This window comes from Actinoplanes flavus (genome assembly GCF_017592555.1).
GTDB classification, from domain to species: domain Bacteria; phylum Actinomycetota; class Actinomycetes; order Mycobacteriales; family Micromonosporaceae; genus Actinoplanes; species Actinoplanes flavus.
Window position 1 is genome coordinate 14,963 of record NZ_JAGFNS010000047.1, and the last position, 25,888, is coordinate 40,850.

29 protein-coding genes are annotated in these 25,888 nt (G+C 69.7%); 21 read left to right on the forward strand and 8 right to left on the reverse strand.

Features of this window, described 5'->3' with window-relative positions; translation table 11 throughout:
* Window positions 1-13: 13 nt before the first annotated feature.
* From J5X75_RS40900 to J5X75_RS40940, 9 genes are all read left to right on the forward strand, one after another.
* Window positions 14-1,408, forward strand: a complete 1,395-nt coding sequence (locus J5X75_RS40900) for an MBL fold metallo-hydrolase (RefSeq protein ID WP_208473110.1) — start codon at window positions 14-16, stop codon at window positions 1,406-1,408.
* A gap of 21 nt (window positions 1,409-1,429) precedes the next feature.
* Window positions 1,430-2,017, forward strand: a complete 588-nt coding sequence (locus tag J5X75_RS40905) for a rhodanese-like domain-containing protein (protein ID WP_208473111.1) — start codon at window positions 1,430-1,432, stop codon at window positions 2,015-2,017.
* Between the two features lie 41 nt (window positions 2,018-2,058).
* Window positions 2,059-2,835, forward strand: coding sequence for a sulfite exporter TauE/SafE family protein (locus J5X75_RS40910; RefSeq protein ID WP_208473112.1), 777 nt, complete (start codon window positions 2,059-2,061; stop codon window positions 2,833-2,835).
* Between the two features lie 139 nt (window positions 2,836-2,974).
* Window positions 2,975-3,322: a rhodanese-like domain-containing protein gene (locus J5X75_RS40915; RefSeq protein ID WP_208473113.1), complete on the forward strand. Its 348-nt coding sequence runs from the start codon at window positions 2,975-2,977 to the stop codon at window positions 3,320-3,322.
* A 316-nt stretch (window positions 3,323-3,638) separates the two neighbouring features.
* Window positions 3,639-4,034, forward strand: a complete 396-nt coding sequence (locus J5X75_RS40920; RefSeq protein WP_208473114.1) for a hypothetical protein — start codon at window positions 3,639-3,641, stop codon at window positions 4,032-4,034.
* Window positions 4,035-4,162: 128 nt separating this feature from the next.
* Complete coding sequence (locus J5X75_RS40925; RefSeq protein WP_208473115.1) at window positions 4,163-5,263, forward strand: ABC transporter permease; 1,101 nt, start codon at window positions 4,163-4,165, stop codon at window positions 5,261-5,263.
* On the forward strand, window positions 5,260-5,946 hold the full coding sequence (locus J5X75_RS40930) for an ABC transporter ATP-binding protein (RefSeq protein ID WP_208473116.1): 687 nt from the start codon (window positions 5,260-5,262) through the stop codon (window positions 5,944-5,946). Before J5X75_RS40925 ends, J5X75_RS40930 begins: the two co-directional genes overlap by 4 nt.
* A gap of 19 nt (window positions 5,947-5,965) precedes the next feature.
* Window positions 5,966-6,556 carry a TetR/AcrR family transcriptional regulator gene (locus tag J5X75_RS40935; RefSeq protein WP_208473117.1) on the forward strand — a complete coding sequence of 197 codons (591 nt, stop codon included), beginning with the start codon at window positions 5,966-5,968 and terminating at the stop codon, window positions 6,554-6,556.
* A 394-nt stretch (window positions 6,557-6,950) separates the two neighbouring features.
* Window positions 6,951-8,051: a hypothetical protein gene (locus J5X75_RS40940; RefSeq protein WP_208473118.1), complete on the forward strand. Its 1,101-nt coding sequence runs from the start codon at window positions 6,951-6,953 to the stop codon at window positions 8,049-8,051.
* On the opposite strand, the gene J5X75_RS45135 is transcribed toward J5X75_RS40940, so the two are convergent.
* From J5X75_RS45135 to J5X75_RS40955, 4 genes are all read right to left on the reverse strand, one after another.
* Entirely contained in the window at window positions 8,035-8,526 is a 492-nt protein-coding gene (locus J5X75_RS45135) for a GTPase (RefSeq protein ID WP_238490872.1), read from the reverse strand. The two genes, J5X75_RS40940 and J5X75_RS45135, sit on opposite strands and share 17 nt — an antisense overlap.
* Before the next feature lie 76 nt (window positions 8,527-8,602).
* Window positions 8,603-8,797 carry an HflX-like GTP-binding protein gene (locus J5X75_RS45140; RefSeq protein ID WP_307798607.1) on the reverse strand — a complete coding sequence of 65 codons (195 nt, stop codon included), beginning with the start codon at window positions 8,795-8,797 and terminating at the stop codon, window positions 8,603-8,605.
* A gap of 352 nt (window positions 8,798-9,149) precedes the next feature.
* Window positions 9,150-9,455: a hypothetical protein gene (locus tag J5X75_RS40950; RefSeq protein WP_208473119.1), complete on the reverse strand. Its 306-nt coding sequence runs from the start codon at window positions 9,453-9,455 to the stop codon at window positions 9,150-9,152.
* 21 nt (window positions 9,456-9,476) lie between these two features.
* A complete protein-coding gene (locus J5X75_RS40955; protein WP_208473120.1) occupies window positions 9,477-10,079 on the reverse strand; it encodes a hypothetical protein in 603 nt (200 codons plus the stop codon).
* A 339-nt stretch (window positions 10,080-10,418) separates the two neighbouring features.
* Between J5X75_RS40955 and J5X75_RS40960 the strand changes: the two genes are divergently transcribed.
* The 6 genes from J5X75_RS40960 to J5X75_RS40985 all read left to right on the forward strand — a co-directional run bounded on the left by J5X75_RS40960 (window position 10,419) and on the right by J5X75_RS40985 (window position 16,257).
* Window positions 10,419-11,402 carry an alpha/beta hydrolase gene (locus J5X75_RS40960; RefSeq protein ID WP_208473121.1) on the forward strand — a complete coding sequence of 328 codons (984 nt, stop codon included), beginning with the start codon at window positions 10,419-10,421 and terminating at the stop codon, window positions 11,400-11,402.
* 24 nt (window positions 11,403-11,426) lie between these two features.
* Window positions 11,427-11,594, forward strand: coding sequence for a hypothetical protein (locus J5X75_RS40965; RefSeq protein WP_208473122.1), 168 nt, complete (start codon window positions 11,427-11,429; stop codon window positions 11,592-11,594).
* A gap of 83 nt (window positions 11,595-11,677) precedes the next feature.
* Window positions 11,678-12,454 carry a hypothetical protein gene (locus J5X75_RS40970; protein ID WP_208473123.1) on the forward strand — a complete coding sequence of 259 codons (777 nt, stop codon included), beginning with the start codon at window positions 11,678-11,680 and terminating at the stop codon, window positions 12,452-12,454.
* Window positions 12,455-12,906: 452 nt separating this feature from the next.
* Window positions 12,907-13,506 carry a DUF4956 domain-containing protein gene (locus J5X75_RS40975; RefSeq protein ID WP_208473124.1) on the forward strand — a complete coding sequence of 200 codons (600 nt, stop codon included), beginning with the start codon at window positions 12,907-12,909 and terminating at the stop codon, window positions 13,504-13,506.
* Entirely contained in the window at window positions 13,503-14,288 is a 786-nt protein-coding gene (locus J5X75_RS40980) for a polyphosphate polymerase domain-containing protein (RefSeq protein WP_208473125.1), read from the forward strand. The genes J5X75_RS40975 and J5X75_RS40980 overlap by 4 nt, the downstream gene beginning before the upstream one ends.
* Window positions 14,281-16,257 carry a CotH kinase family protein gene (locus J5X75_RS40985; RefSeq protein ID WP_238490873.1) on the forward strand — a complete coding sequence of 659 codons (1,977 nt, stop codon included), beginning with the start codon at window positions 14,281-14,283 and terminating at the stop codon, window positions 16,255-16,257. Before J5X75_RS40980 ends, J5X75_RS40985 begins: the two co-directional genes overlap by 8 nt.
* Before the next feature lie 18 nt (window positions 16,258-16,275).
* Here J5X75_RS40985 and pdxR read toward each other — a convergent pair whose 3' ends face one another.
* Window positions 16,276-17,679 (reverse strand): MocR-like pyridoxine biosynthesis transcription factor PdxR, encoded by a 1,404-nt coding sequence (gene pdxR, locus J5X75_RS40990; protein ID WP_208473126.1) that lies wholly within the window; start codon window positions 17,677-17,679, stop codon window positions 16,276-16,278.
* A gap of 65 nt (window positions 17,680-17,744) precedes the next feature.
* Between pdxR and J5X75_RS40995 the strand changes: the two genes are divergently transcribed.
* Window positions 17,745-18,884: an MFS transporter gene (locus J5X75_RS40995; protein ID WP_208473127.1), complete on the forward strand. Its 1,140-nt coding sequence runs from the start codon at window positions 17,745-17,747 to the stop codon at window positions 18,882-18,884.
* Between the two features lie 71 nt (window positions 18,885-18,955).
* Here the strand turns inward: J5X75_RS40995 and J5X75_RS41000 are convergent, their stop codons facing one another.
* Window positions 18,956-19,456 (reverse strand): hypothetical protein, encoded by a 501-nt coding sequence (locus J5X75_RS41000; RefSeq protein WP_208473128.1) that lies wholly within the window; start codon window positions 19,454-19,456, stop codon window positions 18,956-18,958.
* 74 nt (window positions 19,457-19,530) lie between these two features.
* On the opposite strand from J5X75_RS41000, the gene J5X75_RS41005 reads away from it, so the two are divergent.
* Window positions 19,531-20,427 (forward strand): hypothetical protein, encoded by an 897-nt coding sequence (locus tag J5X75_RS41005; RefSeq protein WP_208473129.1) that lies wholly within the window; start codon window positions 19,531-19,533, stop codon window positions 20,425-20,427.
* A gap of 224 nt (window positions 20,428-20,651) precedes the next feature.
* Here the strand turns inward: J5X75_RS41005 and J5X75_RS41010 are convergent, their stop codons facing one another.
* Complete coding sequence (locus J5X75_RS41010; protein WP_208473130.1) at window positions 20,652-21,014, reverse strand: barstar family protein; 363 nt, start codon at window positions 21,012-21,014, stop codon at window positions 20,652-20,654.
* A gap of 192 nt (window positions 21,015-21,206) precedes the next feature.
* Between J5X75_RS41010 and J5X75_RS41015 the strand changes: the two genes are divergently transcribed.
* From J5X75_RS41015 to J5X75_RS41025, 3 genes are all read left to right on the forward strand, one after another.
* Window positions 21,207-21,503, forward strand: a complete 297-nt coding sequence (locus J5X75_RS41015; protein ID WP_208473131.1) for a zinc finger-like domain-containing protein — start codon at window positions 21,207-21,209, stop codon at window positions 21,501-21,503.
* Window positions 21,504-21,731: 228 nt separating this feature from the next.
* Window positions 21,732-22,271, forward strand: coding sequence for an RNA polymerase sigma factor (locus J5X75_RS41020; RefSeq protein ID WP_208473132.1), 540 nt, complete (start codon window positions 21,732-21,734; stop codon window positions 22,269-22,271).
* Window positions 22,272-22,356: 85 nt separating this feature from the next.
* Window positions 22,357-23,541 carry a sialidase family protein gene (locus J5X75_RS41025; RefSeq protein WP_208473133.1) on the forward strand — a complete coding sequence of 395 codons (1,185 nt, stop codon included), beginning with the start codon at window positions 22,357-22,359 and terminating at the stop codon, window positions 23,539-23,541.
* A 145-nt stretch (window positions 23,542-23,686) separates the two neighbouring features.
* Here J5X75_RS41025 and J5X75_RS41030 read toward each other — a convergent pair whose 3' ends face one another.
* Window positions 23,687-24,037 (reverse strand): hypothetical protein, encoded by a 351-nt coding sequence (locus J5X75_RS41030; RefSeq protein ID WP_208473134.1) that lies wholly within the window; start codon window positions 24,035-24,037, stop codon window positions 23,687-23,689.
* 237 nt (window positions 24,038-24,274) lie between these two features.
* Here J5X75_RS41030 and J5X75_RS41035 point away from each other — a divergent pair, with 237 nt between their 5' ends.
* A complete protein-coding gene (locus tag J5X75_RS41035) occupies window positions 24,275-25,738 on the forward strand; it encodes a glycosyl hydrolase (protein ID WP_208473135.1) in 1,464 nt (487 codons plus the stop codon).
* Window positions 25,739-25,888 lie beyond the last annotated feature (150 nt).

A 25,888-nucleotide genomic window follows, 5' to 3' on the forward strand; every position in this document is an offset into this window, starting at 1 on the left:
GAGATGACCAGCGATGACTGAGGTGAGCGTGGAGGTCGTGCAGACTTCGTCCCTGGGTGACCGCAGCTACCTGGCCCACGACGGGCGGGTCGCGATCGTGGTGGACCCGCAACGCGACATCGACCGGATTCTGGCCCTGGCCGGCCGGCTCGGCGTGCGGATCACCCACGTTGCCGAAACCCACGTGCACAACGACTATGTCTCCGGCGGCCTTGCCCTGGCCAGGCTGACCGGCGCCGCCTATCTGGTGGCAGCCGACGACGAGGTCGGATTCGAGCGGCGGCCGGTGACCGACGGCGATGAGATCAGCGTGTCGGCGCGGATACGGCTGCGGGTAGTGGCCACGCCCGGCCACACCTTCCACCACCTGTCCTACGTCCTGGACGACACCGGCGTGCCGGTCGGGGTGTTCACCGGCGGGTCGTTGCTGTTCGGCACCACCGGCCGCACCGACCTGCTCGGCAAGCAGCACGCCCACACCCTGGCCGAGCACCAGCACGCCTCGGTACGGCGCCTCGCCGACCTGCTGCCCGACGGCGCGCAGGTGTGGCCGACCCACGGCTTCGGCAGCTTCTGCTCCGCGACGCAGTCGGACGCTCCGGAGTCGACCATCGGCCGGGAACGCACCGCCAACCCGGCCCTGCGCCTGGAGACCGACGACTTCGTCGAGCAGAACCTCGCCGCCCTGGACGCCTACCCGGCGTACTACGCGCACATGGGCGCCCGCAACACCGCCGGCGCCGACCTGATCGACCTCACCCCGGTCACCGCCGCCGACCCGGCCGAACTCGCGGCCCGGATCGCGGCGGGTGAGTGGGTCGTCGACCTCCGCTCGCGCAAGGCGTTCGCGCACCGGCACCTGACCGGCACGCTCAGCTTCGGCCTGGACGGCCCGATGTCCACCTGGCTGGCGTGGATGGCCCCGTGGGGTGCGCCGATCACTCTGCTCGGCGACAATCCAGAACAGGTGGCGGACGCTCAGCGAGAACTGGCCCGCATCGGCATCGACCGGCCTGCCGCCGCGGCCACCGGCGACCCCGGGCAGTGGGCCGGCGGCCACGAGGCTCGCCTCGCCGCCCTCGCCACCGCTACCTTCGCCGACCTCGCCGCCGCTCGCACCGGTACCCCGCCGCACGGCCTTCCCGCCGTCGACGTGCTGCTCGACGTCCGGATGAGCAACGAGTGGCGCACCGACCACATCGACGGTGCGATCCACATTCCGCTGCCCGACCTACCCGCCCGGCTCGCCGACGTGCCCGCCGGCACGGTCTGGGTGCACTGCGGCTCCGGCTACCGTGCCGCAGCCGCCACCAGCCTGCTGCAACGCGCCGGCCGCCAGGTCGTGCACATCGACGACGCCTACCCGACCGCGGCCGACGCCGGTCTGCCCATCGTTGCCGGAACCTGAAACAGGAGGACCCCGCACCCCATGACCACGCCCACCGGCACCCCCGCCGCGCTCGACGTCCCCGCCCTGCAACACCTGCTTACCACCGGCCACGCGCCACGGCTGATCGACGTGCGCACCCCGGCCGAGTTCGAGACCGCGCACATCCCCGGCTCCTACAACGTGCCCCTCGACCTGCTGCGCGAGCACCGCGACGAACTCCGTGCCCACCTTGACGAGCAGATTGTCCTGGTCTGCCGCTCCGGACAGCGCGCCGCCCAGGCCGAACAAGCCCTGGCCGCGGCCGGGCCGCCGAACCTGCGGGTGCTCACCGGCGGCATCACCGCCTGGCAGACCGCCCATGCACCGGTCACCACCGGCACCCCACGCTGGGACCTGGAACGCCAGGTCCGCCTCGTCGCCGGCAGCATCGTCCTGACCGCGGTGCTCGCCAGCACCCTGCTCGAACCGGTCAAGTGGGTGGCCGCATTCATCGGCGCCGGGCTGACGTTCGCGGCGCTGACCAACACCTGCGCGATGGGCATGCTTCTGGCGAAGCTGTCCTACAACCGCGGCCCGCGCACCGACCTCGACCAGGTCCTCACCGCGCTGACCGGCGATCGGCGGTAGTCCGTGCCGTGTCACCGCTGTATCCGTATCCGGCCCCAGTCATGATCGCCGCGATCGGGTTCGGCGCGCTCATCGGGGTCCTGCTCGGCCTGCTCGGCGGCGGCGGCTCGATCCTCGCCGTCCCCGCTCTGGTCTACGGCGCCGGCCTCACCCTGGCCACCGCCGTGCCCACCTCCCTGTTGGTGGTCGGCATCTCGTCGGCTACCGCCCTGCTCCCGCGGCTGCGGGACGGGCTGGTGCAGCTGCGCATCGCCGCCATCGTCGGCGGCACCGGCGCCGCCGCAGCGTTCGCCGGCGCCGCCGTCAACCGGCTGCTCGACCCGCGTCTGGTCCTGATCGGCTTCGCCGTCCTGATGGTCATCGCCGGGTGGCGGATGCTGCGCGGCACCGACGACTCCGGTGGCGACTGCGCCCTGCCCGGTGGAGGCATCAACTGGCGCGGTTGCCTGCCCAAATCCATCGTCGCCGGCCTCGGCGTCGGCTTCCTTACCGGCCTGTTCGGCGTCGGCGGTGGCTTCCTCATCATCCCCGCCCTCGTCCTGTTGCTCGGCCTGAGCATGCCCGCCGCCGTCGCCACCTCGCTGGTCATCATCGTGGTCAACTCCGCCGCCGGGTTCGCCGCGCACGCCGGCGACGCGAGCATCGGCTATGGCATCGCCGCGGCGTTCACCCTCGCCGCGATCATCGGATCCCTCGCCGCCGGTCGGCTCGCCACCCGGCTGCCCACCCCAAGGCTGCAACGCGCCTTCGCCTGGCTCGTCTTCGCCATCGCCGCGTTCGTCGCCATCCAGGCGATCATCAACCCCGCCACGGCCTGAACAGCCCTCTCGCCGGCCACCCACGACGGCGACACACACCACACCCGCCATACTCATATACCCCCGGGCGTATATGAGCAGAAGAGTGCCGCCTGCGGGCGCGGCCATCACCACACTCAGCCAGGATCAGGGGGAACCAATGGTTGTGAACCAGCAGCTCACCACGCCGTACCACCATGTAGATCCGCAGCAGGCCGTCGCACGGACCGCCGACGGCGCGGTGCTGCTCGACGTTCGGGACCCGGCCGAATGGCACGCCGGGCATGCCCGATGGGCGTGGCGCATCCCTCTCGGACAGCTCGCCGAGGTGCCGACCGACCGGCCCGTGATCACCGCCTGCCGGTCCAGGGCCCGCTCGCGGCAGGCCACCGCCCTACTCGCCCGCGAAGGCCGACAGATCCACGACCTGACCGGCGGTATGCGTGCCTGGACGAGCGCCGCGCTCCCGTTGCACGCCATCGGTGGCCAGCCCGGCCGGGTCTCCTGACTCCTCCCACCGACTCAACCACCGACAAAGGGAAGTAGAAAGCATGCTGTTCACCTTCCCTGAACTCATTTGATCTTGAGCCGAGCGATAATCACCGGCCCGCCGAATGGTTCCGTGCAAGGATCTGGTTCGTCCCTTCAACAGGTGCTCGGCCGGGGCGCCCGAGGTCGCGAGACCGAACTGGTGGAAGTAAGAGGCGGCTCAAGGGGCGGTCGCACGCGTGGCACTCGAACGGTGTCCTGAGTAGACGCCACCGGACCCGGCCTTCATCGGGGCCCCGCGACTCTGGAAGCCCCAGGTTGACCGTTTGTGCCCGGTGCGCCCGTTCGTCGATCTGCGCCAGCTTGTCGTTGGCGCCGGCGAGGCTGATGTGCATTCCTTCGACTTCGCCGAGCCAACCTTCGCGTTCGGTTTCGGCGATGCCGGCGACGAGGTTGTCGCGGATCTCGGCGAGTCGGTCGTGTTGTGTGGGGTCGGACCAGAGCATCGAGCAGCGGCTGCATGCATGTTCGTGGCCTGCGCCGGCGAGGCCGATGGCCAGGACCGGCGGGCTGGCCCGGCGCAGCCACGGTGGTATCCGCCGGTGCGGGATGCGTGGCGCGGTGAACGCGACGAGCGCTGCGCTGGCGGCGATGGGGACGGCCGCGGTAAGGGTGGCTTTGAGGTAGGCCTCGTGGACAGGTCGTTGGCGCTGGCGGATCCGGCGCCGTGAGCACTCGCCGCCGGCACGTTCGCGGCTTTCGCATCGATCGGGATGCCAGACGTCTCGCCCTCCCTCTCTTTGCCGACATGATGTCGGCATAGTTCCCGACACCGTGTCGGCAAGATCTTGGAGGGGTCATGTTCCTGGCGTTGCGTGAGCTGCGGTTCGCGCGTTCGAGGTTCGCGTTGATGGCCGCGGTGGTGGCGCTGATCGCGGTGCTCATGGTGCTGCTGTCCGGTCTGTCGTCCGGGCTGGTCAACGACGGTGTGTCCGGGCTGCGGCGACTGCCGGTCACCGCGTTCGCGTTCGCGGATGGGACCCGGGCGGACGGCGCGTTCTCGCGCAGTGTCATCGATTCCGGGCAGGTGGAGGCCTGGCGTGGACAACCGGGTGTGGAGGCGGCCGAGCCGTTCGGCAACACGCTGGTGAACGCGCACAGCGGCGCCGGTGCGCCGATCGACCTCGCGCTGTTCGGTGTCCGGCCCGGCTCGTTCCTGGACCCGGTGCCCGCCGGTGGGACGCGGCTGGGCGGCGAGGATGGGATCGTCGTGTCCAGCACGCTGCTCGACGCCGGTCTGCGCCTCGGTGACACGGTCACCGTCGACCGGCTCGGCGTCGAACTCACGGTGGTCGGGGCGACCGCCGATCAGCGTACGTTCGGGCACGTAGACGTGGCCTACCTGCCGCTGGACACCTGGCGCCGGATCCACAACGCCGCCGATGGGGAGGCGACCGCGGTCGCGATCAAGGCACGTGCCGGCGCCGCACCGGACCTCGCCGCCGGCGACGCCGCCGCGGGCACGACCAGCATGACGCTCGCCGACGCGTTTGCGACCTCGCCCGGCTACACCGCCGAGACGTCGACCCTCACGCTCATCCAGGTCTTCCTCTACGCCATCTCGGCGCTGGTCGTGGGCGCGTTCTTCACGGTGTGGACCATTCATCGCACTCACGAACTGGCGGTCCTGCGGGCGATCGGCGCGTCCCGGGCGTACCTGCTGCGTGACGGCCTCGCCCAGGCGCTGCTCATTCTGGTGGCCGCTTGCGGCACCGGAGTGCTGGCCGGCGTGGGCGTGGGCGCTCTCGTGGCCGACGGCGACGTCCCGTTCGCCCTGGAGACGCCCGCCGTCCTGACCGCGGCCGGACTGCTGATCACGCTCGGCCTGCTCGGCGCGGCCACCGCCATCGTCCGTATCGCCGCGGTGAACCCGCTGGCCGCCCTGGGAGCACAGCGATGACACTCGACACCACCACCCGCACCGGACTGCACCTGGCCGGCGTGACGCTGCGCCTCGGCGATGGCGACGACACCGTCACGGCGCTAGACGAGGTCAGCCTGACCGTCGCGCCCGGCGAGCTGGTGGCCGTGGTCGGGCCGTCCGGCGCCGGCAAGTCCAGCCTGCTCGCCGTCGCCGGCGGGCTGACCGTGCCGGACGAGGGCAGCAACACCGTCGACGGCAACGATCTGGCCGCCATGAAGCCTGCGGCGCGCACCGCCTACCGGCGTCAGCACATCGGGTTCGTCTTCCAGAGCGGCAACCTCATCCCCGCGCTGACCGCGATCGACCAGCTGCGCCTCATCCACCACCTTCACCGGCGGCGAGCCGAGCCACGCGAGGCCGAGCAGCGGCTCGCCGATGTCGGCATGGCGGGCAAGGCGCACCGACGGCCGCACCAGCTCTCCGGCGGCGAACGCCAGCGCGTCGGCATCGCCCGGGCACTGATGGGCGGCCCGTCGCTGCTGCTGGCCGACGAGCCCACGGCGGCGCTCGACCGGGCCCGCAGCCACGAGGTGGTCGAGCTGCTGGCCCGTGAGACCAGGCGCGCCGGGGTGGCGACCGTGATGGTCACCCACGACACCGACGTGCTGCGGCACTGTGACCGGGTGGTAGAAATGGTCGACGGAAAGCTGTCCGGCTAGCCGACGTGAAGGAGGCACGGTGCCGCGCATCTCGGCGCCCACGGTCGCCGAGCACCGCGCCGCCAAGCATCGCGCGCTGCTCGACGCGGCCCGTGCCATCCTCGCCGAGGAACCGGGCACCGCCCCGTCGCTCGCGGCGGTCGCCGGCCGCGCCGGTCTGGCACGCTCCTCGGCGTACGAGTATTTCCGTTCGAGCCAGAACCTGCTCGAAGCCCTCATCCAGGACGTCTTTCCCCGCTGGTCGGCCCGGGTGACCGACGCGATGACCGCCGCCGGTGCGCCGGCCGCGCAGGTGCTGGCATACGTCGACACCAACCTGGAGCTGGTCGCCGAGGGCGAGCACGCGGTAGCCCGGGCCCTCGCCGCGATCGCACCCGGTCAACAGCTGGACGACAGCAGCCGCGTCATGCACGAGCAACTGTCCCACCCGCTGCTCGACGCGCTCCGGGCGATGGACCTGCCCGACCCCGCCACGACCGCCGAAATGATCAACGCGGTCGTCTACAGCGCGTCCAGCCTCATCGAGACGGGTGGTGACCCCATGGGCATCCGCACCCGCGCCGGTGAGCTGCTCGAGCCCTTTCTTCGCGTCCATGACAAGGGCCGGTGAGCCACGATCCGGCGCACTCACGGATCCGGTGGTCAGGAGATCCAAGCTAGGTAGTACTGCAACGGCACTTGAATCGCCCACCCGGCCCGATGGACCTTCAAGGTCACACCCGCCGATCGGGCCGTGCTCGACAACCCGATGACCCACTGCGTGACGACGTCGCGCAGCGAACTGGTCGCCACCGCCCGGCAACACGCCTACCCGCCGGGACGTAGACCCGGTCGGCCATGTATCGCGGGAACAGATGAGCAGGTGTTCCGCCGTTTGGCGACCGCCTGAGACCGACCGATTCTTCGGAAGCCGGGACCATCCGTCAATGCCGCCCGGGAAGCCGATCCGAAATCCGGTTCGTCCGTATATGTTCTCATTTCTCGTTGCCGCTTCCCTGCTTGAGGTGTTCATGTTGCGCCCGTCCCGGTCCGTCCTTCTGGCGACCACCGCGTCACTGACCATTGGCCTGCTCGCCGCACCCGGTGCCGCGTACGCGACGGACACGACCACGAACCTGTCCAAGGAACAGATGGTCGCCGAGCTCAAGACCGTCGCCGACGCGTCGACCGTCGCGGCCGAGAAGGGCTGGAAAGCCAACATCGTCTTCACCGAGTGGGCGACCGACGCGGCCGCCACCGGCTGGAAGGCAGATGTGGCCGCCGCCGGGAAAGCCGCGATAACCGCCGCCGGCGGGAAAGCTACGGCGGCCGGCAGCGGTGAGACCACCGTGACCGGCACCGACGATATGTCAATGTCGATGTTCTACGCCGTCGACCCGGTGCACGGGCGAGCACTCCACCGCTACCGCTACGGCACCATTACCGGAGCGGCCTACTCGGTCGAGGGCAGGGGCAGGTACGACGCCCTCAACGACCCCACCTCACGGTCGGCGCTAAAGATGATGCGCCGCCCGCAGGTGCGCTACGTGTTCATCGCGGATCCGTCGCTCGACTTCGACGAAGCCGTTCCGGCGCCGGCGGCCGTGCTGACCGAGGGCATCCAGGCCGGCACGAAGACCGTCCACGATGACGGGTCCGCCGACTACACCTTCCACCCCGAGGCCGACACGACCATCACCATGCGGGTCAACTCGGCCGGCACCCTGACCGGCGCGCGGGCCGGCCTCGACGATTCGGCCATGACCCTCACCTACGCGTACGCCCCACAGCAGGTGACCCTGCCATCCCGCTCGGCCACGATCAGCTGGGCCGAGCTGGCCAAGGGTCAGGCATACCTCGACATGCGGACGTTCGTGGCCTCGGCCGCCAACCAGGGCGCGGCGGAAACCCTCCGGACCGCGGCCGGCCGCACCGTCAAGGTGGCCTCACTGCGCAAGCACGTCCGTCAGCAGGCCGCCGTGTTCAACTCCTACGCGAGCACCAAAATGATCAAACCCAAGGACATCCGCGGCGGCATACGAGTACACGCGACCAACCCCTGGACGCATAAGACCGTCTCCTACACGGTCAAGGCATCCGGCAAGAAGATCACCGTCCGAGGCTGACCGAACCGCACACCCGGCCGGCAAGGGACCATCGACAGCGACGGGCCCTTGCCGCAACGCATCCCGGCGCGAAACGCGCCCCGGTCGGCGGCACCCCGCCTTTCGGCGGCCGAACCCCATTCCCGGCCGCGGCGGTCCGCCGCACCGTCGGGTCGGGGGTCGCGAACAGCACGTCCTCGGTTAGCGCCGCCGCGCCGGTGAGCCGGTTCAGCAGGGCCGACTTGCCGGCGTTGGCGTAACCGGTGATCGCCACCGACGGCACCCGGTTTCGGGCGCGGCGCCGCCGCACCCGCTCCGGCCGGCGAGCCAGCTCCGCGGCGTCGGCCCGCAACCGCGAGGCCCGCTGCCGCAACCTGCGCCGCTGCACCTCCAGCCGCATCTCACCGGGACCGCGTACGCCGATGCCGGCGCCGCCCGCCATCCGCCCGCCACCGACCCGCGACCGCGCCCGGCCCTCGCCCCGCAACCGCGGCAACTGATACGCGATCTGGCCAGCTCCACCTGTAGCCGGCCCTCGCGGGAGCAGGCGTGCTCGGCGAAGATGTCCAGAATCAGCACGGTCCGGTCCACCACCGGCACCTCACCCGGTCCTGGAGATTGCGGGCCTGATCGGGTGTGAGGTCGCCATCGGCGATCACCAGCCCTGCCCCGTGCTCGGCCACCAGGCCGGCCAGCTCCTCGGCGCGGCCCGAGCCGAGGAACGTGGCGGGGTCCGGCCGGTCCCGGTTCTGCACCAGCTCGGCCACCACCGCCAGGCCGTCGGTGTCGGCGAGCCGGCGCAGCTCCGCGAGACGTTCCGGTCTCCTCCTCGCGGCGCACCGCGATCACAGCACCGGTGGCGCCCTCACACCGGACCAGCGACATGCAAGAACGGGGCCGACCACCGAGTGACCGACGCCCTGCCGAGACGGCAGCCCTGCGAGCTTCAGCAAGCACCTAGTGCTTCACCGCCCAGACGAGTGGCACCTGCGGCGGGACACCAGCCGTCCAAGCTCGTAGCAGTGTTGGCGCGTTCAGAAGCTGGAACCTCGATGGTCGTCGCCTCACGCAGGACCGTCTTCACATGCTGGCGAGCCGACGTGGGTTGTCGAGGCCGTATCACCAACGCCCGGACCAGTCGAACCGCCGGCTGAGCACGACCTGCCCTGTGATAGGCCCGATCAGCTCGTCCAGCAGCTCGCCGCATACGGCCTGTTTCCGCTCCGCCGCGTCGAAGGCCATTGGCTTTAGCAAGGAGACGACGCGGACATAACCGATATGGGCACATTGAGCCAGCCGTTTCCGCACACCAAGGCGTTCAACCCTGCCAACGGCCTGCCCGAACCACCGGACGAGGACGACTTCGAATCCAACGACTATTTCAACGCGGCCGAGGACGCCTATCGGCCGGCCGAGGGACAGCATCCGGGTGTCCAAGAGTCGAGGTCAGTGGCCGGGCACGACTCGTTCGATCTTGCTCAGATCCTCGCGCAGAAGGTCGTCGTGGGCGATGGCGAAGTCACCATTGGGTAGCAGGTCGTGGGAGAACTCGACGCCGGTGACCCGGTCCGGCAGGAATCGGCGCAGCTTGTGCCGGATGCCGGCGGGATATTCGACGGAGGTTCCCCAGCCCTCCGGCGCGGCGTCGCTGGCGAGCAGCACCCAGTGATCCGGTCTGACGAGGGAGCGAAGGTCGGGAACGCCGCCGGTGTGACAGTCCAGTGCGGGCAGTACGAGCCGGTCGGGGTCGGTGGGCGGATACCACATGAGAAGCGGCTTGGCCCGCTGTGCCTCGGCGTTGTCGAAACAGCACAACGCGATCGTGTAGCCCGGGAACGCGTCGGCGTAGAACTCGAACAGCTCGCGATTGAGCGGTGGCCGCTTGTGCGGCGGCACCTGCCGCAGCGCGGCCGGGATCTGTGTCGGGTCACTGGCCAGTACGACGGTGTAGATGTCGTGGTCGAACACCTCGACCGCCGCGGCGGCGCCCATCCACGCGATACCAGCGCTACGCGCCACCGGCTGCGCGTGGATCACCACATCGCGCATCCTGATCAGAATATCGGCGCTGTGGCCGACGGAGATGAAATTCCGCGGGGACATCCGGCCGACGGGAAGGTGCAGCAGCATGGCGTTCGGGCCATCAGCCAGATTGACCGCGGTGTTCTGGTAGCCGAGGACCTCTACCAGCCCATGCTCAGGATGCCGGCACCGGCCGGCGTACAGAATGGTCCCGGTGAACTCCGCTTGATCCACCGATACACACATCCACACAGCCTATCCGCCCAGCGGCCATGACAACGAGGCGGTCATGAATGGCTTTGGTGACCCCAGCGGTAACTGACCATCGAAGTGTCGGCCGACACCCGGAACCGAAAGACGTCCGTCATGCTGAGTCCCCGGATCGCCGCCCTCCTTGAAAACCCCACGCCGGAAGCCGTCGACCGTTTCTGGGCCGAGATCACGATGACCGGGACTCCGCTGGTCGAGCCGTACGACGAGGGCCGCAGCCTGGTCACGTTCCTCTGGCGGGGAGAGGCGACCGCCATCCGTGCATGGTTCAACATCGACGTCCCACTGGCCCGTGTGCCCGGCACGGATCTCTGGCACGGCTCCGCGGTCTACCCGTCCGACCTGCGGACCATCTACTGCCTGGTACACGATGACATCGAGCGGGTGCCGCACCTGCCGACCACGTCCGGTCCCACCCTGATCGATCCCGGCAACCCGGAACTCTTCCATCTCCCCGCGGATCCCCAGGATCCCACCGACAGCGACGCCTGGGCGTCGATCCTCGAACTGCCGGACGCCCCACCCGCGATGTGGACCAGCCCACGACCGGACACTCCGGCCGGCCTGCTCCAGACGGACACCTTCACCAGCGCCGTACGGGGCACCGACGTGCGCGCGACCGTATGTCTACCTCCCGGCGCCGACCCCGCCGAGCTGCCCGTCATCGTCGTCTTCGACGGCTATGCCGGTCAGACGATGATGCGCATGCCGGTCATCCTGGACAACCTGATCGCCGCCGGCCGGATCGCGCCGATGGCGGCGCTGTTCGTCCACGGCCGCGACGAGAACCGGAACAACGACTTGGCTCCCGGGGCACCGATCGAGCAGTTCGTCGCCGAAGAACTTCTGCCCTGGGCCCGCGACACGTGGAAGATCGGCTCTCCCCGGGGCGGCAACGTGGTCGCCGGCATGTCCCGTGGCGGTCTGGTCGCCGCGTCTCTCGCCCTGCGCCGCCCGGACCTGTTCCGGGCGGCGATCGCCCACTCCGGCAGCTTCTGGTGGCCGTCCCCCGACGCCGGCAAACCGGGCGCCCTGATACGCGGCGTCGCCCATACGGCCCCCGGTGACGTACGGTTCTAACTCGACGTCGGGCTTCTGGAGACCATGGCCGGGCCGGGCGGCGCACCATCACAACTGGACGCCTGCCGCGACATGCACGCCGCATTGCTGGACCGGGGGTTTCCGGTCACCTTCCGCGAGTTTTCCGGCGGCCACGACTACGTGAACTGGCAACACAACTTCGCCGAAGCGATCCTTGCCACCTGCGCCTGAATGGACAGACGCTGACCCGGACGGCGTGCGCGGGCGCGGGAATTCGCTCGCGGCGACGTTGACGCGTTTCTTACGGTGGCCTCGTGGGACTCGATGCATTCGTCTATTGCCGGTGTTGGCAGGACGGCCTGACACCGCCAGCACCGGTGGGACCCGTCGGCTTCGACGAGGAGGGCTATCTGAGCCTGCTGGTTGCTGGGGATGGGTACACCGAGGCGGAGGCCGTCTTTGACGGCTGGATGGCGAGCGCCTGCCCGCACGAGCTGATGGAACAGGCCAGCGAGCACCTGGCCAACTGGACGGGATACCGCCTGTTCCAGCAGGCGCTGGGGGCGGCGGGATGGTCGCACTTCCCTACCCTGCGCGCTGAACTGCCCAGCGCCAACGGCGGTCGGATGCCGGCCGAGGCAGCCGCCCGCGTTCTCGGCGAGCTGGACCACTTCGAGCGGCAGGCTGTCATCGACGATGAGGTCGTGCTGGTCGACGAGGCGACCGAAGCGGTGGCGTTGAGGTACGTCGCCGCGTACCAGGGGGTGCTGATGCTGGGCCCCGGCTACCGGGCCGGGGTGGACCAGGAGGGCTTCTTCGTCCTGGACCCCGACTCTGATCCGCCGGCCACGCTTTTTCGGTCGGCTCGGTTCCGGCAGCGGGTACTTCCCGGCGGGCAGGTGCAGTTCAGCGACGAGGAGAAGAGCGTTCGGATCGCGATGTCGCCGGTCGGGGGCGCGGGAACGCCGCCGGAGCAGCTTTGCGTGAAAACGCGGCCCCAGTTGCCGGCTGAGTTCGACTACATCGTGGAGCCGTTACGCCGGTTGTGTCAGGCCGCTGTGGCGACCGGCAATCCCGTGATGTGGTGCTGACCGACCGCAGAGGTGGACGGCTGCTGGCCGCCTTCACCGCATGCGTGGTGATGGTCAACTTCGCTACGGCGGCACCGTGGGCAGGGAAACCTGTGATCGGAACCGGCTACCCCTAGCTCGCGGCGCTGCCGTGGCAGGGTGCCCGACGTTCTTCTGCTCCCATCGACCGCCTCGCCGGACCGAAACTTCCGCTCGCGTTACCGGTCGGACGGTGGGCCGCGCTGGTGTGCCGTTTCGGACTCGGCGGCATCCGACTGGGCACCGCGCTGGCTTGCACCGGCGTCCGGACCCGGGCCGCGCTCGGCGAGCAGCTGGGCCGAGAGCGGGTCGTCTGCGGGCCGCTACCCGGGAACGCATTGACATTCATCGAATATTAACCCTAGCCTTCGGTCGAAGTTCCGGATGTTCATCGAAACTTTCGAAACGTCTTCGCGCTCGGAGGAGGACCGCAGATGTCCGAACTCGCCCTACTCGGGGCCGAACTTCTGGCCGTCACCGTGCTGGTGTTCGGGCTCTACTTCCCGCGGCACCGGCGCCGCGACCTGGTGGTGGCCTACTTCGCCGTCAACATCGGGGTGCTCGCCGTCGCCGACGCGCTGCGCACCAGCGGCGCCGGGGCGGGCCTCGGGTTGGGGTTCGCGCTGTTCGGCGTGCTCTCCATCATCCGGCTGCGGTCCACCGAGCTGGACCAGCACGAGGTCGCGTACTTCTTCTCGGCGCTCGCGCTGGGTCTGCTGGGCGCCCTGGAGACCAGCTCGATCTGGCGCAACATCGCGCTGATGGGCCTGATCCTCGTGGTGCTGGCGATCGTCGACAACCGGTGGGTGCTGGGCCGTTACCGCCAGCAGATCATCGTCCTCGACTCGATCGTGACCCGTGAGGACGAGCTGATCCGCCGGCTCGAGGACCTGCTCGGGGCCAAGGTGTACTCCGGCCGGCTGCTGCGGGTGGACCTGATCAACGACTCCACCGTGGTCGACGTCCGGTACGCCGGCCGGCCCGGCAAGTTGATCGCCCCGGTCAGCCCGCCGACCTACGTGGGGCACCGATGACCGCGGCCGTCGCGTTCGACACGCTGGGCGCGTTGCCCGCCGTCAGCCTGGCCGAGATGGATCAGCGGGCCGCACTGCAGTGCCGGTTCGACCGCAAGTACCTCCTGCCGGCCGGCGACGCGCGCCGGCTGCTCACCGAGCTCGCGCCGGTGGCCCGGGTACTGGAGATCGACGGGATCCGCCACTTCACCTACGAGTCGGTCTACCTCGACACTCCCGATCTGGTCAGCTACCTGCGCACCGCGTACCGGCATCGGCGCCGATTCAAGATCAGAATGCGGACGTATGTGGACTCCGGCTCGTGCTGGCTGGAGGCGAAGGTGCCGGGCCCGCGCGGCAGCACGGTCAAGTACCGGGCGCCGCACGTACCCGGGCAGCCGCACCCGACCGAAACCGGGCTCGCCTTCCTCGACGAGGTCTTCGCCCGGCACGGCCTGTCGCCCGCCGACCGGGCCGGCCTCACCCCCGTGCTGCGCACCGCCTATCTGCGGTTCGCGCTGCTCATGCCGGGCGACAGCCGGGTCACCGTGGACACCGACCTGCGCTGGATCGCCGACGGCCGCGAGCTGCGGCTGCCCGGCGTCGCGATCGTGGAGACGAAAACCGGCTCGACCGCCGCCGAGGCCGACCGCCGGCTGTGGCGCCGCGGCCACCGTCCCGTCGCCATCTCCAAGTACGCCACCGGCCTCGCCGCGCTCCGCGCCGACCTGCCGGCGGCGCCGTGGCGCCGGATCCTCCGACAGCACTTCACCCTCAGCAGAGAGGACCTGCTCCATGGGTAGGCATACGATCCGGACCGTCACCCTGATCATCCTGGCGATGTTGCTCACCACGGCCGGCGTCCCGGCCGCGGCGGCCGCCGACGAGCTCGCCGGGGACATCACGTTCTCGGTTCCCAGCGGCACCTTCCAGGGCTCGGTGTCGGTGGCGCTGGGCACCGCGATCGCCGGTGCGGAAATCCGCTACACCACGGACGGCACCCGGCCGGCGACCGCCTCGGCCGTCTACCCGGGCCGGCCGCTGACCCTGACCGGCACCACCCAACTGCGGGCGCAGGCCTTCCTGAACGGCGCGGCCACCGGCGCCCCGGGCGCCGCGCTCTACGTGGCCCGCGCCGTGGACACCCAGCACGACCTGCCGCTGCTGCTGATCGACAACTACGGCAAGGGCAAGCCGGGCCGCGACTACATGGACGCCGCCGCGATGGTCTTCGACACCACGGCCGGCCGGACCTCGTTGTCCGCCGCACCGGCCGTCGCCACCCGCACCGGCATCCACCTGCGCGGCCAGTCGTCGGCCATGTTCGAGAAGGCGCCCTACCGGCTCGAGTTCCGCGACGACGCCGACGACGACGCCGACCACCCGGTGCTCGGCATGCCGGCCGACTCGGACTGGGTGCTGCGCGGGCCGTTCAGCGACAAGTCGCTGATCCGCGAGGCCCTGGTCTACGACCTCGGCCGGGAGATGGGTTTGGCGACGCCGCGCTACCGCTTCGTCGAGCTCTACCTGAACACCGACTCCACGCCGGTGGCGGCCGCCGACTACCAGGGCGTCTACATGCTGGTCGAGACGATCAAGAACAGCAAGGACCGGCTCGACCTCAAGCAACTCGAGGAAGAGGACACCACGCTGCCGAAGATCGCCGGCGGCTACATCTTCAAGTTCGAGTGGCTGGCCGCCGAAGAACCCATCCTCACCTGCACCGGCGCCGCCGCGACCTGCTGGAACTTCCTCGAGGTCGAGGACCCGTCCCCGCTGAACACTTCTCAGCGTGCCTGGCTGACGCAGTACCTCCAGCAGTTCCACGACATGCTGCACAGCCCGCGGCTCACCGACCCGCAGACCGGCTACCGGACCTGGATCGACGTCCGCTCCTGGGTCGACCTGATCATCCTCAACGAGCTGAGCCGGGAGATGGACTCCTATCTGCGCAGCACCTACTTCTACAAGGACCGGGAAGGCCCGATCGTGGCCGGGCCGCTGTGGGACTACGACCTGACCTTCGGTGTCGGCGGCTTCTTCGGCAACGAGCAGACCGCCGGCTGGCAGTACCAGCAGACCCGCAGCCCGCAGGCCAACGACTGGTTCCAGATCCTGCTCGCCGACCCGGCGTTCCAGAACGACCTCAAGACCCGGTGGCAGTCACTGCGCCGCGGCCTGCTCGCCACCACCTCACTGACCAGCCGGGTGGACGCGCTGGCCGCGCCGCTGACCGCCGCCGCCCAGCGCAACTTCCAGCGCTGGCCGAACCTGGGCAGCCGGATGGTCGGGCCGTTCATCACCGACACCACCCCGACCTGGGCCGGTCAAGTGCAGGTGATGCGCACCTGGATGACCCAGCGCGCGGCCTGGCTGGACGGCCCGTCGGCGTGGGGCGGCGCCACCACCTCGCCGTCCACGCCCCCGTCACCGTCGCCGTCGGCCTCCACACCGCCGCCCGGAGGTGGGTGCACCGCGACCTACGCCCAGACCGGACAGTGGACCGGCGGCTTCCAGGGCGAGGTCCGGGTCACCGCCGGAACGAGGAGGATCAACGGCTGGACCGTCACGCTGTCGTTCGCGAACGGCCAGCGGGTCAGCCAGGTCTGGAACGGGACGATGAGCACCGGCGAGACGGGGGTGACTGTCCGCAACGCCAGCTACAACGGTGGCCTGGACGCCGGGGCGACCACGACCTTCGGTCTGCTCGGTTCCTGGAGCGGCAGCAACAGCCCGCCAGCGGTCACGTGCGCCGCCGGCAGCGTTGGGTGATCACGACGACGAGGCCGGCTACCGGCGGCCCCGGACGGGTTCCTCGTGTGTCGATGTTCGAACACAAACGGCCAGTTCGCGTACGCCGGAGCGCAGACGGGACTCGGTCATCTGTGAGTAGCCGAGGATCAGGGTGGGCGGATGGCCGCCGCCGCTGCGGTAGTCGCTCATGGTGGCGAGGGCGATGCCGCGGGATCGGGCGTGTGCTGCGATGGCAGTCTCGTCGGCGGTGTCCGGCAGTCGCACCGTGACGTGCAGTCCGGCGGCGATGCCTCGGACGGTCGCCTCCGGCAGCGACTCGGCCAGAGCCGCGATCATCGCGTCGCGGCGGCGCCGGTAGCGCAGGCGCATCCGCCGCAGGTGGCGGTCCAGGTCGCCACGCCGCAGGAAGTGCGCGAGCGCCAGCTGCTCGATACGGGCGGTGCCCTGGTCGTGCAGCCGCTTCTCCTCGCGCACGTGATCGACCAGGGCCGGCGGGAGCACCATCCAGCCGAGCCGCAGGGCGGGAGCGAGGACCTTGCTGAGCGTTCCGGCGTACACCACATGGTTTTGATCGAGGCCTTGCAGCGCGCCCACCGCCGGCCGGTCGTAGCGGTACTCGGCGTCGTAATCGTCCTCGATGGCGATCGCGCCGCAGGCGCGCAGCCAGGCGACCAGTGCGGTGCGGCGCTCCGGCGCCAGCACCACCCCGGTGGGGTGCTGATGCGCTGGGGTGAGGATCACCGCGTCGGCCCGGGCCGCGGCGAGCAGGTCGGTCCTCAGACCGAGATCATCCACCGGTACGCGCACCGGCTCCAGCCCCGCGCGGGCGACGATCCGGTCCTGCTCCTGGTTGCCGGGATCCTCGCACGCGATCCGCCGGGCACCACGCGCGGCCAGCGCACGGCAGATCAGGCCCAGACTCTGCTGAAAGCCGCTGGTGACCATGATCTGGTCGCGGCCGGCCACCACCCCGCGGACCCGGCCCAGGTAGTCGGCCAGCCCGTCGCGTAACGCCGCGACACCGAAGACGTCACCGTAACCGAGATCGTCCACGGTGATCTCGTTGACCGCATCGCGCAGACAGCGGGTCCAGGCGGCACGGGGGAACGACGAGACGTCGGGACGTGCGGGCATGAAATCGAAGCGGGCCGGAGGCACGGTGACCGGCCCGGGTGCTGGTGCGGCGTCCGGGAACGGGCCGGGCGCGACCCGCGGCTGGGCGCCCTGCCGCAGGGCGAGGTAGCCCTCGGCGGCCAGTTGCGCGTACGCGTCCACGGTCACCTTGCGCGAGACACCCAGCTGCCGGGCCAGGTCGCGGGTCGACGGCACCGGCGCGCCGGCGCGAAGGCTCCCGTTGCGCACAGCGTCGCGGATCCGGCTCTGTATCTGCGCGGTGAGGGTTCCGGGACGGTCTCTCGAGACGGTCAGCAGGAACTCCACTGGTCCCCTTTTCGGTAGCTGCACTGGATCTGTTCTTTGTACCAGTCAGGCGGAACCGTGAAGACATGCTTTTCACCGCCTCGATCCTCGCCCGCCTACCGATCGCCACCCTCAGCATCTGCCTGCTGGTGCACGTCGAGCAGCTGTCCGGTTCGTACACCGCGGCCGGTGCGGTCGCCGGCGCCCTCGCCGTCGCGCAGGGCGTGGGCGGCCCGTTGCTGGGCCGCCTCGTCGACCGGCGCGGCCAGACCGTGGTGCTGCTGAGCTCCGCTTTCGTCGCCGGTGCCGCGCTCATCGTGATGGCGATGATGCCCGCCGGTACGCCGCTGCCGGCGCTGCTCACACTGGCCGTTCTCATCGGGCTCACCACCCCGCCGGTCGGGGCGTGTATGCGCACGCTGATCCCGGCTCTGCGTCCCGGCGAGCAGAGCCGCCGCCGGGCGTACGCCGCGGACGCCGCCGCCACCGAACTGACCTGGGTGTCCGGTCCCCCGCTCGCCATCGGCCTGGGCGCGCTGGCCGGCACCGGCACGGCGCTCTCCGCCGCCGGTCTGGTCCTGATCGCGGCCACCGCCCTCTTCGCCTGCTCACCGGCCTCCCGCAACTGGCGGCCCACCGGCGCCCGGCGGGCGAAGGCCAACGCCCTCGCCTCACCAAACATGCGCACCCTGGTGACCGTGCTGGCCGGTGTCGGGGTGATATTCGGCGCCACCGAGGTCGCGGTGGCCGCCTCGGCCGGTCCGGCCGCCGGGCTGCTGCTCGGTCTCTGGGGTGCCGGATCGCTGGCCGGCGGGGTCGTCGCCACCCGGCTCGGCGGCGGCGCCGGCGGCGGGCGCGGCTTCGCCCTGCTGCTGGCCGCGCTGGGCGTAGGTCATCTGCTCCTGGTCACCACGGCCGACAACGTGATCGCGGCCGCCGTGCTGATCGCCGTGGCGGGTTCCATGATCGCCCCGGTCCTGGCGAGTTCCTATGCGATGGTCGACCGGGCCGCACCGGCCGGCACGGCCACCGAGGCGTTCGCCTGGCTGGCCACCGCGACCGCGATCGGCACCGCGGCCGGTGCGGCGGCCGGTGGCGCACTCGCCGATCTGGCCGGACCCGCATCCGGTTTCGTCCTCGGCGGCGCCGCCGGACTGGCCGCGGCCGTCGTCGCCATGACCCGCATCAGCGCGTCGCCGCAACGTCAGCCGACCGCAGCGGTCTGACCGCCGCGTCCTGAAACGGGGAGGACATCGACGGCATCAACTGAGCCGGGGCGAGGATGCGTGACACGCCGTCACGCATCCTCGTCGTCATCCGGCCAGGACGGTTGGTCCGAGATCTTCCACAACTGCAACCGGTACGCCTCGAAACGGCCCGGGAAGGGCCCGGCGTCCTCCGGCGCGAACCCGCCGGAGACGCCGCGGTTGTACGCCGCGATCCGGGCGCCGTACGTGCCGGCGCCGGTCGGCAGCTCCACTCCGACGTGGACGGCCCGCTCCAAGGCCTGGATCGAACTGAACCGGCCGCCGGGCAGGGCCAGCCCGGCCACCGCGATCTCGTCCGGCGCTCCCCCGGGCGTACCCGGAAGGTCGTCCCAGACCTCGACCACGACGGACGCCGTGCCGGTGTCGATCGCGCGCGCGACGACGGCGTTGGGCCCCCACGCGAAGAACCCGTGCCCGAGAGCCCGCCGGGCCGCCACGACGTTCTCACCCTCGTCGCACGTCGGGTCGAAGATCGTGAAGAGCCGATACTGCGGATTCACGGTGAACGAATACTCGAACACAACCGGCATGCCGCCGAATGTTAGCGGCCGGTGCCGGCTCGGCGCAGACTCCGCGGGCATCGGTGATCATCTAGGCTTCGCGGGTGGGATACTCGGGATCCATCGTGGTGGCACGGACACATCGACCGCTCAGCATGCAGGACGGCGTGCAGGGCGTCGGCCCACAGCACAACTACCTGCGGGAACTCGGGGACGGCTGGCAGCTGATGGAGAGCCTCTCGGTCACACCGTCGCCCGACCTGGCCGAGGTGTCGGCGGCGGTCGCGGCGTCCACCGGGCAGCCCGCGCTGTCACTCGACGTCATCGACAGCGATTGCGCGGCGATGTGCGTGGCTACGCCCGGATGGACCGGGCCATTGACCCATCTGTGGGACGTGAACCAGCCGTGCCCGGTCTATCACCACCAGCCTGCCGGCGAGCCGCCGCCGGCCCTCCGCAAACCTGATGAGGTGGTGGCGGAGCTGGTCGCGTGGGCAGAGACGGCAGGGCTCCGGCCGGACCCGGAACGACTGCTGGAGATCATCTCCCCGGCACACGCCTGCGCCGACCGTGACCAACTGTTCGCCCTGGTCACCGCGGTCGGTGTGGAACGGATCGGAGCACCCCGGCCGTGGTCGGTGCCGGTGGCGTCGTGGCCGTTCAGCCGGGTCGTCGGCGGCCCGGTGAGCTTGAGCGCCGTGGCACGCTCCTATGCACGCCAACGCGCGGAGGATCCGGCAGACTGGGCCGACGAACCCGAACAATCGTGGGAAGCGCCGGCCATCGCACTCGAAGCCGAGGTGTGGGCATCCCTGTTCCAGGACGGCGTGGACGTGATCGCACTCGCACGCCGGGCCTTCGCGGTGCACCAGGACTACATGAGCCACACCTTCCCGGGCAGGGACCTCGCGAAGTACCAGGAGTGGCTCGACAGGTTCGAGGCCGAGATCTCCGCCGGTGGCGCCCGGGCCGCGATGATGTTCGACCCTGAACGGTATTAGCTGCTGGCGCCTGCTCCGGCTGCGCGAGCGTGCCACCACCGACGGCGACAGCGATGTGCGCAGGCGGCGGCGCTGGCGGTCCCGGCCGGCTGGCCCGCGCCACCTGGACGGTCATGCTGCGCTGTCTCGATCACCGGGCCCGCTGATCTTTCTCGCGGACCGGATCGACCCCCGTTTGCTGGCCGAACCCGGTGCAGACAGGCACGGGGTTTAGTGACGCTTCCTCAGGCTAGTTCGAGCTGGACGCCGTCCTCGACGAGGTAGCGGACCAGATCATCGAAGGTCACGGCGGGCAGCCAGCTCTTGCGGTCGTAGCCGGAGACCAGGTGGGTGCGCGCGACCTCGGAGTTGTGCCAGATCATGCGGAAACCGGGGGTCGCCCCACCGTCGCCGGCGGCGGCGTTCTCATGCAGCCAGAACAGGTCACCGCCAAACCAGCCACCGGGGCCGTTGATCGCCTCACCCATTGCGCAGAAGAAGGCGTCATAGTCGGTGACGTAGCGGCCGTCCAGGTGATAGACCGTGCCCGCGGGAAGGCGGCGGCTTTGATCCGGCGCTCGGAACGACGCCGGGCCCGGTCGTCGCATTCGCAATCAAGAGTTCGGCGAGGAAGCCGCGAATGCGCTGGCGACTGCTTCGTATGCTGCGCCCGGGAGGCGCACATGACGAACGCTGGATTGATCGAACGATTGATCGATGAGGCAGCCCATGCATCTGACTGGCGCAGCGGTTGCGCGAACTCGGGACGACTCCCTGTCTTCAACCTATGGGGACCAGTCATGTACCTGACCACGGCCGGCGAGGTCGTCATAGACCACGAAGAAGACAGCAAGGCTCGGCTGGCCGAGCCAGCCGAACGCGACTTCGCGCTTGCTCGAGCAGCTGAGCGATATCCCGAACTTGCTCACCTGATGCCGTCCAAGCCTCGGGACGCGGTCACGTGCAACCTATGCAGCGGACGTGGCCGGATGACCCACATCCAAGGGAAGATCCTGCCTTGGCAGGACGCAGACCGATCCAAGCCGTTCATCTACTGCCCGGAGTGCAACAGCCTCGGTTGGACCGTGATCACCTGACTCCGACCGCCTCGCCGCCCCTGACTGGCAGCACAGGGCTGAACGCGGGTACACGTGCTCCCCGCATATGGCGGGGGCACCGACTCGAAACCCCGTGGCGCTGCAACCGACTGACAGCCGGCTCCCCATGAGGCCGGGCACTCGCTCCAGAAATTCTGAGGTCGGATGCAACCGTAAGGCTCAGCTATTGGTCCTTCTCGGACGAGCGTTGACGACGGGGAGAACGACTTGGATGCCGAGCACGCGGTTCACCAGGCGTACGAGGCCTACTATCGGCGGCTGGTGACCCAGATCGCCGGTCTCGTCGGTGATCTGGCCGAGGCTGAGGATGCCGTGCACGAGGCGTTCGCCCGCGTCCTGGCCGCGCCACGATCGTTCCTGCAGGCCGACGACGCCGAACGCTGGCTGCGGGTCGCCGCCCTCAACATCGCCCGCACCCGCTACCGGCGACGCTGGCTGTTCGACCGCCTGGTCCGTTCCGGCCGGGTCGAGGTCGCCCCTGCCGCGGTACCCGGGATCTCGGGCGACCGGGTCGCCGTGCTCACCGCGCTGCGCCACCTGGCCCGGCCGACCCGTGAGGCGGTGGTGCTACATCATTTGGGCGACCTATCGGTGGCCGAGGTCGCCGCCACTCTCAACGTGCCGGTGGGCACGGTCAAAGCCCGGCTGGTCCGGGGCCGGGCCGCCCTCGCTCGTTTCCTGTCCGAGGACGAGCCGACCGCGCGACCCGCGGGGACGCCGCTGGCCGAAGGGAGCCATCATGCCTGAACCGCGTTTCGCCAGGTTGCGCGAAGAGCTCAGCGATGCGGTACGCCAGCCCGACTTCGATACGGTACGGCGCAGAGCAGGCAGTATGCGCCGACGACGGGCCGTGACGGCGGCCGCCGTGTTCCTGGCAACCGTGCTGACAGCGACAGGCCTCGTCGCGACCGCCCGCGACGTCCCAGACGAACGGGACCTGTTCGACACCGCGCCGACCGTCACCGAAGCCCCGGACGCCGGTTGGCCCCGGACGACCTCGGCCGCCTACACCGGCACCGAGGTCTACGCCGTCCACACCCGGTGCCGGGAGTGCAACGCGGAGCTGTACGTCTCGTCCGACGAAGGTGATTCCTGGCAGCGCCGCACCATGCCACCGGCGCCGGAAAACGCGCTGCGCCCACGCGAAGCCTCACTGAGGGCGCTGGCCCCCGGGGTGATCATCTGGCGCGAGGCCACCTTCGTGCCCTTCCCCACGGCCGAGACTCCCGCAGCGGAGAGCCCTCGGGTCATGGCGGGGCCGACCGTCGTACCGTGGATCACCCGTGACGGCGGCCGGAGCTGGCACCGAGCTGAGATCAGCACCCAACCGGTGGCCGTCATCCCGGACGGGGTCAGCCCGATCGAATGCAGCGTCTGGGGCATATCGACCTGCACGGTCGGCGTGGTCGACCCGGCCACCGGCAGGTTCGCTCCGCTGGCCTCCCAACCGACCGGCATCACCGTCGAGGACGGGTGGACTTCGCAGATCAACGTGCCGCTCGGCGGGCGCCCGTGGATTCCGGGCCTGGATCCGGTCACGAGAAAACCCGCGGTGGCGACCAGCGCCGACGGCGGCCGGACCTGGCACACCCACGTCTTCACCGACGGCGTGGCAGCCGTCTACCACGAGGTCATCGGGGTCGCCGCCATGTACCTGCCGCGGATCGCCGCCGGCCCCGGCGCAGCAGCGTACGTATTGACTCACCGGGCCGACCATGTGGTCGACGTCCGCTACACCACCGACGGTGGGGAAACCTGGAACACCGGCGACACGATTGCCGACGGCGATACCACCGGGTACGTCACCGCCGACGGCACGCACATCCTCACCACCACCGATGACCGCACCACGACAAGTGCCGGCCACGGCACCGGGAAGTACACACCGGTCACTCTGCCCGGCTACCCGGAATCTCCCTCGACGGCTCAGTTCACCGGGCAGTACCTGGTGACCGCAGAGGATGGCATGCACCTCTCCGCCGACGGCCGGACCTGGCGGCGGATCAGCCCGCCCTGACTCGGCAGAACACCCGCAAGTCCCCGTTCACAGGAGCAGAACTCCCTCACCCTGACCGCGAGGCCCGGCCGCTACCGCCCCACCGACAAGATGCTCGCATTCTCGACGGCCTATGAACACCGGCAGGTCGGGCCTCCGCGGGCGGCTACAGCTCCCACCACTGGCCCAAACGACGGGGTGACCCCGTCCGGACGAAGCTGCGAACACGATCCCACGCCTGATCCACATCAAGGACGAAGTCGCCGGTGAACACCGCCGCGTCATCGATGACCGGGACCTCAACCTCAGCAATCGAGTCAACAGTGCCGTCCCCTCCAAGGAGAAACACCTGATCAGCGTTGCGGAAGAGATGGATGACCGCGTGGTTCCCTCGGAACCCAACGGTCAAGAGCGGGTACTCCCGGTCCGGCAATCCGACTTCGAGATGTCCCTGCCCATGGCGCCGCAGCTCAGCCAAGCGATGTGAAAGCGCCGCCAAGCCCGATCGTTTCTCCATGGGGTGGAATCGTCCTGAGCCTGGTTCCGTTGCCGCCCACACGACAATCGCCAACGCCTCGGCGTTCGGCTCTCGATCGGCTGGATCCATTGACACAGCAGTCATCGTCGTTCCCCAGCAGAGCCCGAAGCCGAATTCATCGGGGATCTTAAACCGTCAAGATCGCCAAGGTGCGACCGGCCAGCGTGGACATGTGGCCGCACGCACGGATACTCGATGATCGATACGATGTTGATCATGATCGCGAGCCGAAAGACACTCGCCGCCGGTGTGGCTGTGATGCTCACCGTACTGCTGGGCTGGTCAGCGCCGGTCCAGGCGGCGACAAGCCCGCCCACTCCACGCGAGACACTGCTCAACTACCTGTACGGATACGCCAACGGCCGCACCGTCAGCGGCATGCATCACAAGTGGGAGGTCTACGGCGCCGACCGGACTGACTGGCCCACTTACTGGGACGATCAGATCTTCGCGGTCACCGGTGAGCGGCCGGGGCTTTGGGGTGGCGACTTCACCTGGTACAAGGATCCGGCAGATCTGGTCGGCCCCGCCGAGGCGGCGTGGAAGGCCGGACAGCTGGTGACGCTGTCGTGGCATTCCTGCCGTCCGAAGGTGCCACGGACCACGAAGTGCGACAAGAGCGCCACGTCCGGCACCCCGAACGAGAAGCTCACCGAAGCCGAGTGGACGGAGGTGCTCACCGAGGGCACGCCGCTCAACACCTCCTGGTATCAGGATCTGGACAAGGTCGCGGATGCCTTGGCACAGCTACGGGACCACGGCGTCGGAGTGCTGTGGCGGCCGCTGCACGAGATCAACTCTGCCTGGGCGTGGTGGGGTGGACACCCGCAGTCCTACCGCCTGTACGAGATGATGCGCACTCACTTCGACGCCCGAGGGCTGACGAACCTGGTCTGGGTCTGGAACGTCACCGACCAGGACCCGGAGCGGTTCCCCGACTACCCGGAGCAGTTCGCCGACTATCTGCCGGGCGACGCGTATGTGGACGTGCTCTCCCTGGACGTCTGGAACAAGGGCTACGCGGACGGGAACGACGAGCCCAGCACCGTGGACTACACCACCCTGGTGAATCTCGCGAAGGGACGCCCGGTCGCGCTCGGCGAGGTCAAGAAGGTGCCGTCGCCGGCCCTGCTGGCCCGCCAGCCGCGTTGGTCGTGGTTCATGCTCTGGCCCGACCCGTTGGAGAACCAGCCGGAGATCAACACCCCGGCGGTGCTCCGGGCGACCTACCAGGCGCCGGCGGTGTTCAACCTCGGTGACCTCAATCGCCCGGTCCCGGATCCGGCGCTCGGCGCAGATCTCGCGCAAAGTCGCCCGATCTGGGCCAAGACCAGCGAGAACACGTGGTTGGATGCCCGCTGGGCAGTGGACGGGAACAGCCGGACCCGGTGGAGCAGCACGTACGCGGACAGTCAATGGATCTACCTGCAGCTGGCCCGGCCGACCGTGGTGCGGAAGATCCGCCTCGACTGGGAGGCGGCATACGCCCGCAAGTTCCAGGTGCAGGTCTCGGCCGACGGCACGACATGGCGCAACGCCTGCCCGGACCAGGCGGGCGTCCCCGGCGTGCAGATCGTCCAGCTCGACGACACGCAGCCGGTTCACTACGTCAAGATCTACGCCTGGGAACGGGCCACGAATTATGGGTACTCGCTCTGGTCGCTCAACGTGTACGCCTGAGCGTTCTCGGCAGGCCGGGGGCCGGCGCGGCGCGATCATCCATCACGCGAATAGTGATCAGTGCCTGTGAAACCGATACGGCAGGTTGGTGAGCGGGATCCTTGGTGTGACCTTGCCGAACGGCCGGTTTTCGACACCCGGGCCCGCGAG